Origin of the sequence: Chryseolinea soli (genome assembly GCF_003589925.1) — a bacterium.
GTDB lineage: Bacteria > Bacteroidota > Bacteroidia > Cytophagales > Cyclobacteriaceae > Chryseolinea > Chryseolinea soli.
The window spans coordinates 3,816,685-3,830,696 of the sequence record NZ_CP032382.1; the positions used below are offsets into that span (position 1 = coordinate 3,816,685).

The 14,012-nt window shown below is 41.8% G+C and carries 10 protein-coding genes; all 10 read left to right on the forward strand.

From position 1 onward, the window contains the following. Nucleotides 1–828: 828 nt before the first annotated feature. The 10 genes from D4L85_RS16305 (at nt 829) to D4L85_RS16350 (ending at nt 13,925) form a co-directional block, all read left to right on the forward strand. A complete protein-coding gene (locus D4L85_RS16305; protein ID WP_119755294.1) occupies nt 829–1,800 on the forward strand; it encodes a hypothetical protein in 972 nt (323 codons plus the stop codon). 16 nt (nt 1,801–1,816) lie between these two features. Beyond that, on the forward strand, nt 1,817–2,275 hold the full coding sequence (locus D4L85_RS16310) for a type 2 periplasmic-binding domain-containing protein (RefSeq protein WP_119755295.1): 459 nt from the start codon (nt 1,817–1,819) through the stop codon (nt 2,273–2,275). Then, the gene (locus D4L85_RS16315; protein ID WP_119755296.1) at nt 2,269–4,806 is read left to right on the forward strand and encodes a GAF domain-containing protein; all 2,538 of its coding nucleotides are present in this window, start codon (nt 2,269–2,271) and stop codon (nt 4,804–4,806) included. The genes D4L85_RS16310 and D4L85_RS16315 overlap by 7 nt, the downstream gene beginning before the upstream one ends. Before the next feature lie 39 nt (nt 4,807–4,845). Next, the gene (locus D4L85_RS16320; RefSeq protein ID WP_119755297.1) at nt 4,846–5,238 is read left to right on the forward strand and encodes a hypothetical protein; all 393 of its coding nucleotides are present in this window, start codon (nt 4,846–4,848) and stop codon (nt 5,236–5,238) included. Between the two features lie 327 nt (nt 5,239–5,565). Next, the gene (locus tag D4L85_RS16325) at nt 5,566–5,952 is read left to right on the forward strand and encodes an STAS/SEC14 domain-containing protein (RefSeq protein ID WP_119755298.1); all 387 of its coding nucleotides are present in this window, start codon (nt 5,566–5,568) and stop codon (nt 5,950–5,952) included. 46 nt (nt 5,953–5,998) lie between these two features. After that, nucleotides 5,999–8,293, forward strand: coding sequence for a TonB-dependent receptor plug domain-containing protein (locus tag D4L85_RS16330; RefSeq protein WP_160143779.1), 2,295 nt, complete (start codon nt 5,999–6,001; stop codon nt 8,291–8,293). 48 nt (nt 8,294–8,341) lie between these two features. Continuing rightward, the gene (locus D4L85_RS16335; RefSeq protein ID WP_160143780.1) at nt 8,342–8,755 is read left to right on the forward strand and encodes a hypothetical protein; all 414 of its coding nucleotides are present in this window, start codon (nt 8,342–8,344) and stop codon (nt 8,753–8,755) included. A gap of 289 nt (nt 8,756–9,044) precedes the next feature. Next, on the forward strand, nt 9,045–10,220 hold the full coding sequence (locus tag D4L85_RS16340) for a hypothetical protein (RefSeq protein WP_119755301.1): 1,176 nt from the start codon (nt 9,045–9,047) through the stop codon (nt 10,218–10,220). A gap of 26 nt (nt 10,221–10,246) precedes the next feature. After that, a complete protein-coding gene (locus D4L85_RS16345; RefSeq protein WP_160143781.1) occupies nt 10,247–10,672 on the forward strand; it encodes a tetratricopeptide repeat protein in 426 nt (141 codons plus the stop codon). A 97-nt stretch (nt 10,673–10,769) separates the two neighbouring features. Next, a complete protein-coding gene (locus D4L85_RS16350) occupies nt 10,770–13,925 on the forward strand; it encodes a sensor histidine kinase (RefSeq protein ID WP_119755303.1) in 3,156 nt (1,051 codons plus the stop codon). Nucleotides 13,926–14,012: the final 87 nt, after the last annotated feature.

Genomic DNA, 14,012 nt, shown 5'->3' on the forward strand with positions numbered 1-14,012 from the left:
GTCACATCTGGGTTTCCGGGTTCTCGATATGGGCGACTTCAAGTGGTGGCTTCAGTAGTCGGTCCCATGTGCCGCTAGATCATCGGCAGCCTTTCCCATTACAGGCTTCGTGATTTGTTGACCGTCAATTCGTTCCGAAATGTCGCTTCACAGTGTTGATAAAGTTATGTCGCGCATTAACTGCCAGCGTCCGATGGATTTTGGGACTGCAACACCGCCTCCGGGTCTGAGCAACCTTTAAATTCAAATAGAGTATCTGAAATATGTAATACAAGTCATAACCTAGGTTGTTTTTGCTACTAATAAATATTAGTCCCTCGATCTGTATTGGATCCATTAGAATAGCAAACCTTCATTAAGATCTTTCGGGTATTTGCCTGAAGTGATTTGTAAATGGGGTTTAGCGAATGTATTTGTGGTTGTCTACTATTTTGTCCCGGGTTAAATATATAGGGCAAACGCAATTCTACTCCTCATTACACTGCTCGTCATTGCCCAATTGAGTCCCCGTTTGAACCGAATTTCTCCTCAACTTTTTGTTCACCTTTTTGTCCGGTCGTTTTTTATTTGAACGGCAACGCAAATGCGGATATTTCGGCTTTCAGATATATGAATATGTTAAAGAAGGTGCCGAACTCAACAGACAAGAAATGATTCTAAAATATCTTATTGCATTCAGTAGGTTTCTTCTGCTATCGTTTGCACTCCCCATAGCATTCTCAACACGAAGAAGATCTTGTGCTGCCATGGTCTGGTATTGACTCAATATTGGCACACTATAATTATGACCGTCATCTAGATAAAAGCTCCTATTATAAATTATATCCTATGCGAAAAGGAAAATACTTTCTTGTGCTAATCATATTGGTTTCGTATTTAAAGCAAGGCAAGGCGCAAACGGTAATTGATAATACACAGATCAGGTTTTTTGCCGATGCAGGGTTCAAGGCAGCGCGTGATTCAACGCAAAAGTTCAGTAATGTATTTCAATATGGAAATATTGAAATGTTACTGACCTCGCAGGTAACTGATAAAATTTCGGTGCTCGCGGAGCCTGTCTTTTTAACTGATGGTGTTGTGTTGTTAAACCGAGCCATGTTGAAATATTCGTTTAACGATTATTTTAATTTAAGTGCCGGGAAACTGTACGTACCCATCGGCTTGTGGAATAACACGTATTACCACTATGCGCGGGTGCTGACGCCGACCGTTGACAACCCCATTTTGGCATCAAGTGGATCACGAGATGTGGGTGTTCAGTTGGGTGGCGATAATATCACCCGTGCCAGGCTGGGCTATCGGTTGATGGTAGGCAATGGTAACTTTGGCAGTACTTCATCCAAAGCAATAACCTATAATATTTCTGCCGAACCGGTAGACAACTTGAAGTTTTCGTTTTCTGGACATCATCAGAAAATACCGGCTGGCTCACTTGCACCCGTGGAGGTAAGACTCAATTTTGTTGATGCTAGCGCCATGTATATGAGTGGCAAGGGTTTTGAGTTTTCGATGGATTACATACAGGTCAATCGAACTAACGATTTTACGGGAACTAGCACTCAGGATCTCTTCTTCTTTTATGGGGGCTACAAAATAAAAAAGTTTACCCCCTATACCTACTTCTCCAATTTTGTAATTGCCAATGATGTGATCAATACCACTAATACCAACAACGCCGCGCTTGGGCTGCGCTACAATTTCGGTGCTCTTTCGGTATTAAAATTTGAGGCGCTTGCATTTGAAGCTGGTGACTTTAAAAAAATTAATCAAGTAAAACTTTTGTGGGCTATCGGCTTCTGATCCTTAACCTATTATTATGAAAAAAATATCGACTCTGTTTGTATTTCTTCTGATCAGTGTGCTACTCACCTCCTTCAACCGAGAGACTGCTGCAGGAGAAAGTATAACCATTATCGTAAATAAAGAGAACCCCGTAGCTAACCTCGCACCCGGTGAAGTGAAGCTTTATTATTTACGGAAGATCAAAAAACGCTGGCCGGGAATCAACAAGAACATACGCCCGGCCGGCCGCAAAAGCAAGTGCGCGGAGCAGGATGCTTTTTATGCACAGGTGCTTGGCATGACAGCCGATGAAGTAGAACAATACTTTGCCGCCAGGCAGCTTCAGAATGCAGAACGACCGTATGATAAGTTTTTGTCCGATGGGGACATTATCCGTTTCGTGGAAGAAGAGCCTGGAGCGATTGCCTACGTAAATGCCCGGTCTCTAACAGAGGAGGCAAAGAAAAAAGTGAAAGTAGTGCTGATATGGTAAAGTGGAAATTGAATCTTTCAAGACAGGTTTCCCTCGGCTACCTGTTAATAGTTTTGGTGGCCCTGGCAACCAGCTTGTTTTGCTTTTTTACGCTGAGGAATAACCAAAAGTTAGACGATCGCATCCGGCAAATTTACCTGCCCACATACCTGTTACAAAGAGATCTTTACGCTCTTCAGGGCGATGCTTTGAAATTAAGTAACAGTTGGATTTACCAGCCTGATCAGCAAGGAAAACAACAACTCCAGGCTATTCATACCACCGAATTTCCTGCTTTGAAGCAAGGGCTGGAGGAATTGCTGGCCGCTTCCGGAGACAATTCAAATGATATGCAGGAGCTGCTGAAAGAATTTGAAATGGTGCTCAGTGCCCAACGTGAGTTGATGCATGTTTTGTCTGCGGATAGTGTGTACGAAAATGATTTTTCAGTAGACAAGGCTATCGCCTTGTTGGATGCGGACATAAAACCGAAAACGAAGCTTCTTGCTGGACACCTTCATGCCTACATGCAGGCACAGGAACGGAAGATGAACCAGGCGCAGGAGGATAAAGAAAACTCCTACCGTTTTCTTGCCCTGTTATTGGGGACGATGGTACTGCTGTTTATCTGTATCTCTTACGTTGCTTATTACTTTTCAAGAAAGAAAATATTGAAGCCTATACTCCGACTCAAGGATACCGTTCTCCAAATGTCGGAGGGTAAATCCATAGAAGAGAAGTTTGAAATAGAGGAAGATGAAATTGGGGAAATGAGCCATGCTATTGCCACATTAATGAAAGGCATCAATGCAAGGGCTGCTTTCGCTCTGCAAATTGGCAATGGGAATTACACATGTGACTTCACTCTTTTAAGTAGTGAAGATACTATGGGTAAAGCACTGCTGGACATGCGCGAAAACCTGAAGCACAATGCCGAAGAAGAGCAACGAAGGAATTGGGCGGTTTCAGGTTTGGCTAAGTTTGCTGAAATCATCCGTAATCAAACCGAATTTCAAAAACTGGGCGATGCCATCATCAGCAACATTGTAAAGTATACCAAGTCTAACCAGGGAGGCTTATTTGTAATAAGTGATGAAGATAAAAGCGATGTGCATCTGCGATTGCTCTCCTGCTATGCCTGGGATAAAAAAAAGCATGTCGAGAAAACCATTCGTGAAGGGCAAGGCCTGGTGGGTCAATGCTGGGTGGAAGGTACTTCTATTTTCATGACCCAGGTTCCCCATGACTACGTCACGATTACTTCTGGTCTTGGGTACGCTACGCCTCGATGTCTTGTATTGACACCACTCAAGCTGAATGATGCAGTTTATGGTGTTCTGGAGCTGGCTTCCTTCCAACCTTACCAGAAATACGAGCTGGAGTTCATTGAGAAAGTGTGTGAAACTATTGCGTCGGCCATTTCAACTGTAAAAATAGCGCAGCAGACAGCATCCTTGTTGAAGCAAAGCCAGCTGCAGACAGAAGTGATGCGAAGCCAGGAAGAAGAAATGCGGCAGAACATGGAAGAGTTGCAGACGACCCAGGAGGAAATGGAACGCATGATGAAAGAGTCGAAAGGTCAAGAGCTTTATATGCGAAACCTGATTGATGCTTCAACTGATTCTATTCTTACTTTCGATCACGAATATAAAATTATCCATTTCAACCAGGTTGCCAGGGCTGGATACCGCGCAATGGATATTGATCTTGGAAAAACGGGTACTAATCTTTTACAACTCATCCCGGCCGAAGAACGGGAGATGTTTAAACAATTGTTTGATGCAGGTCTTTCCGGTGAAGCCGTTGAGATAACCTATCAAACCCAGCTGGAAACTCATTTCATAGTTAAGCATATCCCGATTAAAAATGAACAAGGTAAAGTAACGGCCGTGGCTCAGTTCTCAACGGATGTTACTAGACTGATGCAGGCACAGGAAGAAACAAAGAAAATGCTCCGGGGAAGCCAGGCACAGGCTGAGGAGCTCCGGGCACAGGAGGAAGAGTTGCGCTCGACTATGGAGGCCGAAGCACAACGAAACAAAGACCTTGAGCGGGCCGGCTCGCAAATGGAAGCTCAGAAACAGATGATGCTTAAAGTGATTGAAAAGCTGAAGGAGAAGGAAAAAGAGGCTCTGTCACAAGAAGAAGAACTACGTGCTCAGCAGGAAGAACTGCGCCAGAATATGGAAGAATTGGAAGCAACACTGGATTTAGAAGCAAAACGAGGTAAAGAGGCTGAACGCGCCAATGCGCAGTTAGAAGCGCAAAAGCTGATGATGATTAAACACATTGAGAAGTTCAAGCAAAAAGAACTGAAAAGTCAGGAGCAGGCCGAAGAGCTCCGCACCCAGGAAGAAGAGTTGCGGGCCACCGTCGAAGCTGAAGCAGAACGAATCAAAGTTCTTGAGCGGACAAACTCGCAAGCAGAAGCTCAAAAACAAATGATGATCGAGTCTCTTGAGAAACTTAAAAAGCGAGAAAACGAATTGTTGACAGAACTCGAACTGAAAGAGAAGGCCATCGCCAATTTGCGAACAATCAGTGATAATTAAACTATAACTGAAATAATCTCCATTACTAGTAAATATTTTATGCAAAACTATTTCGAAAACGATTTTCTTTTCATCCGCTACGATGAAAAGAATCACCTTCTGATCCTTGAATGGAAACTAGCTCCCGCATCGCCGGAGTTTAAAGAAGGCACAAATATGCTCATCACTGCTTTTGAACATTTCAAGACAGGTAAGCTGGTGAGTGATATCCGTCAGCTAGGCGCAGTACATCCCGATGACCAGCAGTGGATTTCAAATGATTGGATTTCTAGAGCCGTTAAAGCGGGATTTTCCTGTTCGGCAGCCGTTTTACCTGATGATGTTTTTACCCACATGTCTCTGGAGGGTATGTCAAGTCAGTCGAGTGATCAATTGCCAGCCAAAACATTTGATAATATGGACGACGCCATTGATTGGATAAAGCAGTTCTAATATCATTATTCTATCAGACCTGATTAAGTAGCTTAAAGCAGTCCTTATAATGATTAGCTCGCGTCAGACTTTTGAAGGAACAAGGTGAAAGCTTTGACTGTCCGACAAAGGGGGGCGCTGGTGCTATTGCACTTCAGGGATGGAATGGGTTACTGCGGATGGGTCTTCCAGGGCTTTGAGTCGGGTTTTTTATGATATCGAAATTGAACCGAACCTCATGGACAAGGCTGAAAACCTCATTGTGAAGGAAAATGATTTGGTTTCACCATCAGCCCAAACGCGGAATGTCAAGAGTATTTAATATAAATCAGATATAAACCACCAAGTATGCAATTATTTTTCGAAACAGATTATATCATCATCAGTTACGATAAGGCCAATCAGGTACTAGTAGGGAAATGGAAAATAGCGCCTACTTCTGCTGAATTCAGGGAAGGCATGAATTCCCTTATCGCGGCCATGGAGCATTTTAAAACGGGGAAGATTCTTACGGACACAACCTATTTGGGAACAATTCATCCCAATGATCAACGGTGGTCAGCTACTGAATGGAAACAACGTGCCACCAAAGTTGGATACTCGAAAATTGCAATCATTATTCCTGCGGATGTCTTTACACAGATGGCAGTGGAAGATACCATAAACCAGTTGGAAAGCCCTTTGCTATTTGCCTATTTCAACAACACCGAGGATGCTATTGATTGGATAAAATAGTTCAGGCTTCCTCTAAAACAAAAATCTCAATTATTGATAAATGTCTATGCAAAATTATCTGGTAACAGATTACACGTCTGATGAATTCAGGAAAGCACCGAATGCAATTCATCCTGCAATGGAACGCTCTAAAACCGGAAAACAGGTTTCGGATACTACCAACTTTGGAGCCATGCAGCCGGGAGAACAAAAACGGGGGGCTACTGATCGGTTTGATAAAACTGTTAAAGCGGGAAACCCTCAATTAGAAAACAAGAAGGAACGATTACATAAAACAATGAACCAGATACGATCAACGGAGAACAATTCATTATTGCCTGTGCTTATGCGGATTTATTTGCTCTTTTTGATACTTGGTACCTCTTTTATTTCTTATGCACAGGAGAAAGATTCTACTGACGTCTATACTATGAGCCTGGAAGAATTAATGAATATCACCGTTTCGGTGGCTACTAAAGTAGAGCAAAATATTGATGACGCACCTGGAAATGTAATTGTAATAACGCGGCAACAAATGATGGATATGAATGCTCGTACACTTAAAGATGTATTGAATGTATTTGTTCCCGGAATGGATGCCTTGCCTGCTTCCATGAAGTACGGTGATCGCGTGGAGACGGTATATTCCAGGGGAATTAATTCTGATTTCTCTCAGCAAATTCTTTATCTCTTTAACGGAAAGAATAAATTCAATGAAACCACCTTCGGGCAACCCTTGGGCTTTATTGAATTTACGCTGGAGGCCATTGAAAAAATCGAGATAAGTACGTCTCCTGTTCCGTTGCAAGGAGGAAGTGCAGTGACCATTGTCAATTTAGTGACAAGGGATCGATCTGTTGATGGCACGGAAGTTTTCATCAACTCTGGGTTCAAAGATGGACTGATTTCCAAAAAAGCTACCGTTCTTTTTGGAAAAAAAATTGATGGTTGGCATTTAGGTGGTTCTCTTCAGTTCTATGATGACAAAGGCGTGCAGCGGGAATCTAATTTAGGTACGGGCCCCGGTAGCGGCAGCTTTCAGGCCAATCCAAAATATATGCGGGACGGCACCAAGTCAGCTTATAACATAACACTCAACATACAATCTCCCAATAAAAAAGTAGAGTTCGGGTCGTGGTATAAATTTGCAAATCAGGATGGATACCTCGCTGGGATTTTGCCATGGGCTTCGGGCTACTCACAAAACTATATCGGAAGCCAATTTCAGAATTATTTAGCCTGGAAAGTGACACATCATTTGAATGTGACTGCCGGATATATGTGGCATTACCTTGCTTATCCCGGGTTCCCATTTTATAATACTCAAACTAATTTCGATACCTACCTGGAGGCGAACTACACCAGAAACCTGGGCATAAATGAAAACCATGCGCTTTTGGTTGGAGGGAAAATTGAACGGGAAGGCCAGATCGGAAACACAACGTATTACTGGGACGGTAAGATCAATGAATTCAGAGATACCACGGCCTATCCGCTTTCTCCAAATCAAAGCCGCAATGTAACCTCACTTTATATTGATGATAACTGGACTGTTACCGATCAGTTTTCAGTTCTTGCCGGGGCCAGGTTTGATCATTACGAGAATTTCGCAAACACCAAAGTGTCAGCAATAAATCCTCGGGTAGCCTTATCTTATAAACTACATAAGAATCTAACGGTAAAGGTTCTTTACGCAACGGCGCACCGCCCCCCTACATTATACGAATTGACCGGACAAACCTTGCTACCACTCTATGGAAACCCAAACTTAAAACTGGAAAACATTGACAATTACGAGATGAATATTCTTTACAAAAAGGATAGATTAAAATTGAAGATCAGTGCGTTTAATCAGATTTATAAAGACCAGATTATTTACCTTCCCATTGACAAAAAATTAACGGACAGAGATACCACGCAGGCTTTTAATGCAGGCAAGACAAACGTGATTGGAGCGGATTTGAGTCTGAATTATTATGTAACCAGGGAGTCATATATCTTCTTCAACATGGCTAAACTTAAAACGAAGACGGCTCAAGGTTCAGAGGTTCATTTTCTTCCGTCTCTGTATATAAATGGCGGAGTGAATTTAAAGGTGAAGTCTTTTAATGTGAACCTCACTTCTTATTTTAGGGGTAAGCGCCCCATGCCGAATGGATACGTAGTGAACACCAAAGAGGCAGCCGGTATCAACACTGTTTCCAACCTATCGATCACCTACAACCTTAGCAGTGCCATCCGTCTTTATGCTTTAGCTCAAAATGTATTTGACAGGGAGAATAGCTTTCCGTTAAGCATTGATGGATACTATGTTCCGATGAGGGGAAGGGTAATTAATCTTGGTGTGACAGCAAGGTTTTGAAGTGGCTTGATGCAAAAACTAACTAATAATAATAAAATAAACTGCAATATGATCACCAGAATTTACGAAAGAGAATGTGTAACGCTTGACTATGACACCAGTGTCCCCTGTGTTATTTCAACATCACTGAAATTCATGATGCCGGAAGAATTCAAAGCTCATCTTGATTTTGGACTTGAGTTTATGAAAGAAAAGGTTAAGGAAACGGGAAAAATGATGTGGCTTTCTGATGGTACATTAGCAGGTGCTGTTGATGAAGAGGGTATAAAATGGGTCATTGAAGATTGGACGCCTCGCGCTATTGCTGCTGGTATAAAGTATGTAGGCTTTGTAATAACTGAAAACGAGTGGGTTAACCTGGCAGCAGAAGAGTATCGTGAAACAGCCAAAGAAGGGATGACCACAGGCTACTTCAAGGACGTGGAATCAGTAAAAAAATGGTTCAGAGAAATAACCAGGTAACCAATAATAGTTTGCATTTCATGTAGTCGAAACAAATCTCAAATCATAAATATAATGGTTTCTGATTATTTGTACGATTGTAAGAAAGCCACATCCCCTCTTGCAAAAGGGTCAACCCTTGTAATGGATGCCACAGAAATGAAAAGTTATCCTCTGGGGCTGAGAGAAGTTCATGAACGGGCCAGGCTATCCTTCTAATTGATGAGATAGAAAAAGTAGCCAAAAATTTAGACGACAAAGCGACTCAATCCCCTAGAAACATTGTTTTCACAAGTGAAGGAGCTGAATAATGGCATTAGTTTATTGTACGAAGAATATTTTAGAAAATAATATACTACTGCGTTTCCTGCGAAGCACGATGGTTATCGTGTGCCTGTTTGGCGTGTATGATTTCTTTTACCAGGACGATTCAGCTCTGTTAAAGGCCCTCCTTTGGTTGCTGGCGTTTGGCGGGTGTTATGGCTTTGTAAAATACACGAATGGCTCCCGTCTCAGCATACGGGTTACGTTAATATTATTTATGCTGTCCGCCGTTTCAGAGTTTTTCTTCCGGGGCGGTTTCACGGGGATTACCGCCCTGGATTTTTGTGCGTTCGTAGTGCCGCTGAACATGATTCTTTCAGGGAGTGAAAGGCGCACATTTCTGTTCTTCTATCTTTTACAGATGGTGGTATTAAGTAGTATCCAGGTTTTTCATAGCGAATGGATCGTGAATTATGAAGCCGACGACCCGCCTTTCGTTGATATTGCCGAGATGCTGGCCCGGATCTGCAGTATGCTGTACGTAGGCTATTTGTATAAAACAGAATATGAAAGGGAGCGTGACCGGGCACTCCTGACAAGTGTAAGACTGGAAGAATCGAACGCTGAAATTTCCCTGCAAAATGATGTGATCGTCTCCACCAATAATCAGTTGGAGATGACAATGTTCAAGCTCAAAGAAGAGCAGGCGCAAGTACTTGAAGCAAACAAAACGCTGGAACAAGCAAACACAGAGATACTCGCTTACGGTAGGTACACAACGGCTTATAATAATCAATTGAAAGTTTTAGTGACCGAACTTAAAAATGAACGACAGCAAGTACTGGAAGTCAATGAAAAATTAGAAGAAGCGAATGCTGAAATATCTGCACAGAGCGAAACGATAGCCAGTTACAATGCGCAATTAGAAGCTATGGTGGAGCAACGAGCAAAAGATATTCTGCAACTCAATAAAAAATTAATCGACTACTCGTTTGTCAATTCGCACAAAATCCGGGGCCCATTGGCAAGAGTGCTTGGCCTGATCTACCTAATGAGGAGAAATCCTGCAAACGGAACGGACCACGATGAATATCTGGATAAACTGGAAATAAGTGCCAATGAACTTGACTGTATGGTAAAAGAGCTGACCATTGTTTTGAGCGTGGAGACCAACGACCAGATAGGGTTTGTAAGAATAACTGACGACAAAAAGGATTTGTAATGATTCTAAAATTTAAAAAGTATACTATGATCACAAAGGATTGGAGTTCGGCAAGAATTGCTGTTGTCAAAGTGAGTAGCTATTTAATTCTAGTAATATGTATTTCCATACCTATTCATGCAATAGGGGGGTATGCGGTTATTAACCCGGATGAATTGTTTGCCAAAGGCATGAAACAATTCTCTGACAATCGTTTTGACGAAGCAATTTCATTATTCACACAAGCGGAAAAAGAATACGAGGTTTTGAATAACATGAGGCAAATCATTGGATGTCGCCTGGGAATTGCCACTTGTTTTTTTGCGAAGGGCAATATTGAAAAGGCTCTTGAATTTAACGAAAGTGCAATGGAACTTCACGTAATGGAGATGAAAGACGATCAGAGGGGATACGATCAAATCAAAGAAAATATTGCCTTGTGTAAAGAGTTGATACGACGCGAAAAGCATTGACAACGATGTGTGGTAACCTATGTGTGAATAAGATTTTAACGCAACTCCTCGAAGACGAATTTGATAGTAAGATCGGATGAAATGTTAAATCTATAAAATGCGATTTCCATTACTTGTTCTAACCTTAATTTGTCAACCGGCCCTCTTCGCGCAGCAACTATTTGTGCAGCCGTATCCCATTGAAGTTTACAAGGGAGCAACCCAAAACTGGGTTATGGCTCAGGATAGACAGGGCGTTAGTTATTTTGCCAATAATGATGGCGTACTTAGATACGATGGAACCTCGTGGGATCTCATGCCACTGCCCAATAAGGATTTTGTTTCTTCAGTGGCCGTTGATGCTAGGGGCGAAATTTATGTAGGCTCGGTAAATGAATTGGGCTACTTTCAGAAAGACGATGTTGGAATATACCAATACCATTCTTTAATGCCTCAGTTACCCGTGGAGCATAGAAAAAATGTAAAAGACATTATAGAAACAATCGTATTCGATGACGTTGTGTTGTTTAATGATTTAGAAAGTATTTACATGTACTCGGATGGTAAACTCAGAATTCTGAACATATATAACTACGGACTCATTACACAAGGAACCCATCTATACCTGGCAAGGGAGAACGGTTTGTGTGTCTATGGCAATGGAAGGTTTCAATCCGTGGATTTTAACACAGAACTGGAGGGAATGGCAATTTGGTTGATAACTGGATATATACAAGACAGTTTTTTGGTGCTGGACGATCAAAATAAGCTGTGGGTGCTCAATCCTCAGGGTTCTCTTCATGGCAAATTACGACCTTTTTCCGAAACCCTCAACGTCCGTCTAAAAGGGTTACCCATTGTTAGAATAACATCTATGACGAATGGCAATATAGCCATTGTGTTGAAAGATGAAATACACATTGTCAACAAAAATGGAGAGCCTTTATATTCTGTTCCAAAACATTGGTTTGAGGATGATATGAGGGATGGTTTTGTTTTTGAAGATCTGCAGCATAACCTATGGCTAAATGCAAACTCAATTATTTTACAAGTGATTACTAGTTCCCCGCTCTCCTTCTATGATAGGCATAACGGCATTAAAGGAACAATCTTAGCATTAGGAAAAACGGCTCAGCATCAGTATGCCGGAACTTCATATGGTATCTTTTATAAAGAGAGCAAGGAATCGTTTTCATTTCTTCCGGGCACGATAGGCCAGACATGGAATTTTTACAATTTCAACCAGAGATTATATGCCGCTCACGAGACTGGGGTCTTTGAACTGCAGGGAAAAAAGACCACTAGGTTGATAGACCACTATGGCGTTCATGCGCTATGCGAGCTCAAAAGACGGTCAGATCGTATGATTATGGGTACTTCCACTACCGGTATCTGGCTTTTGGAAAAAAGAGGCAGCGCCTGGCATAAGCATAAGATCAAAGGGTTCGAGGAGGAGACCCGCTTTATGCAGGAAGATGAGGAAGGAAACATCTGGATCAGCCATTATAACAAAGGAATATACAAGCTCCGGTTAAACGGAAAAATGGATTCAGTTATCAGCAAAACCTTTTATGACCGCAACAATGGATTACCTTCCAATGTCAACAACCGCATCTACCGGTTGAGAGACGGAAAGATTATTGTGGCCACCGCGAATGGAATTTATAGTTATAGCCAAATAAAAGACCGGTTTGAGCCGGAAGCAAAATTCACGCGGGTGTTGGGAAAAGAATTTTGTGTTTATACCCTTACCGAAGGTCCGGAAGGAAATATTTATTTCTGGGGAGCCGTACCACACGATAACGAAATTGCAGGCATGTTGATCAAACAACCAGACAGCACTTTAAAGCTACTGCTAACTCCCTTTAATAAGGTTGCTGTGCCTGCGCATGAATTGAGAGTAGATATAGACGCCCCTGTACTTGTTGCAGGCCCTAAAGAAATCTGGATTGGGCAGGGTAAAAAACTTCTTAGCTATAACCCTGCGCAAAAAACATTTTATGAAGATTTATTTTCGGTGTCGATTAAAAAGGTATGGGCAAAGGATTCTTTGATCTTCATAAATGGTAGGCGCCAATCGGACCTTGATTTGCCATTTGCCAGTAACAACCTGCGGTTTGAATTTGTTAGCGCATTTTATGAAAGCCCGGAGAGGATGGAGTATCAATACAAATTAAACGGTTTTGAAAACAAGTGGTCTGCCTGGGCGCTCGGTAAGGAGGCATTTTTTACCAATTTACCGGAAGGCACTTATACCTTTTCGGTGAGGGCAAAAAACCTGTACAAAAAGATAAGTGAACCTGTTTCTTTCTCTTTCCATATCTGTCCGCCCTGGTATAGAACATGGTGGGCCTATTCTATTTACGTAATTTTATTTGTGTTCTTTTTTTATTTGGGAATAGTATTAAACACCCGAAGGATAAGAATGCAGAAAATCGAGCTCATTAAGAAGGTCGGTGAAAAAACGATAGAGCTAACGGCTATGAATAATGAGATACTGGCTCAGAATGAGGAAATATCTGCAATAAATGAAGATGTGCATAAGAAGAATGAGGAGATCAGACAGCAGGCGGAAGAATTAAAAAAATCGAACTTAACCAAAGACAAGCTTTTCTCCATTGTTTCTCATGACTTAAGAGGTCCTATCAGACAGGTTCAGGATATCTTTAATCTGGTCGAAATGAACTATGTATCAGAGGAAGAATTAAGAACATTACTTCCCCGTCTTAAAGAAGGCATTAGTCAAACATTAAACCTCACAGATAACCTGTTGTACTGGGCGAAAAACCAGATGGGTGGAATAAAAGTGAAGCCTTCCGATTTTGATGTCTGGGGTATTGTTGAGGAAAATGTTCAACTGTTTAGGCCAATTGCAAAAAATAAGAATATTCATTTAATCAATTCGGTCGAAGGGAGTCTGTGGGTAAACGCCGACAGTGACATGATAAGACTCGTGCTTCGTAACCTGATCAACAATGCAATCAAGTTTACAAAGGGTGACGGAAAGGTGACCATTGGATCTGAGCATCACGGGAATTACATCATGATCTTTGTTGCGGATACGGGAATAGGCCTGGCAAAGGAGGAAATTTCGTTATTTTTCAATGAAGATCATTTTACCAGGCAGGGCACCTCTGGGGAGAAGGGTATGGGGCTTGGACTGATCCTATGCCAGGAGTTTATTGGGAAGAATGGTGGGACGCTAACGATTGAAAGTGAATTGAATAAAGGGAGTAAATTCAGTTTTACTATCAAAAAAGCTCGGAGAAATTAACAGGTCACTTTCGGGTAATGCGGATAACGTAATTTTACTAATCGTTGTGAGAGCAATCATTACGTGAAGTTTCGACTTAATCTGACA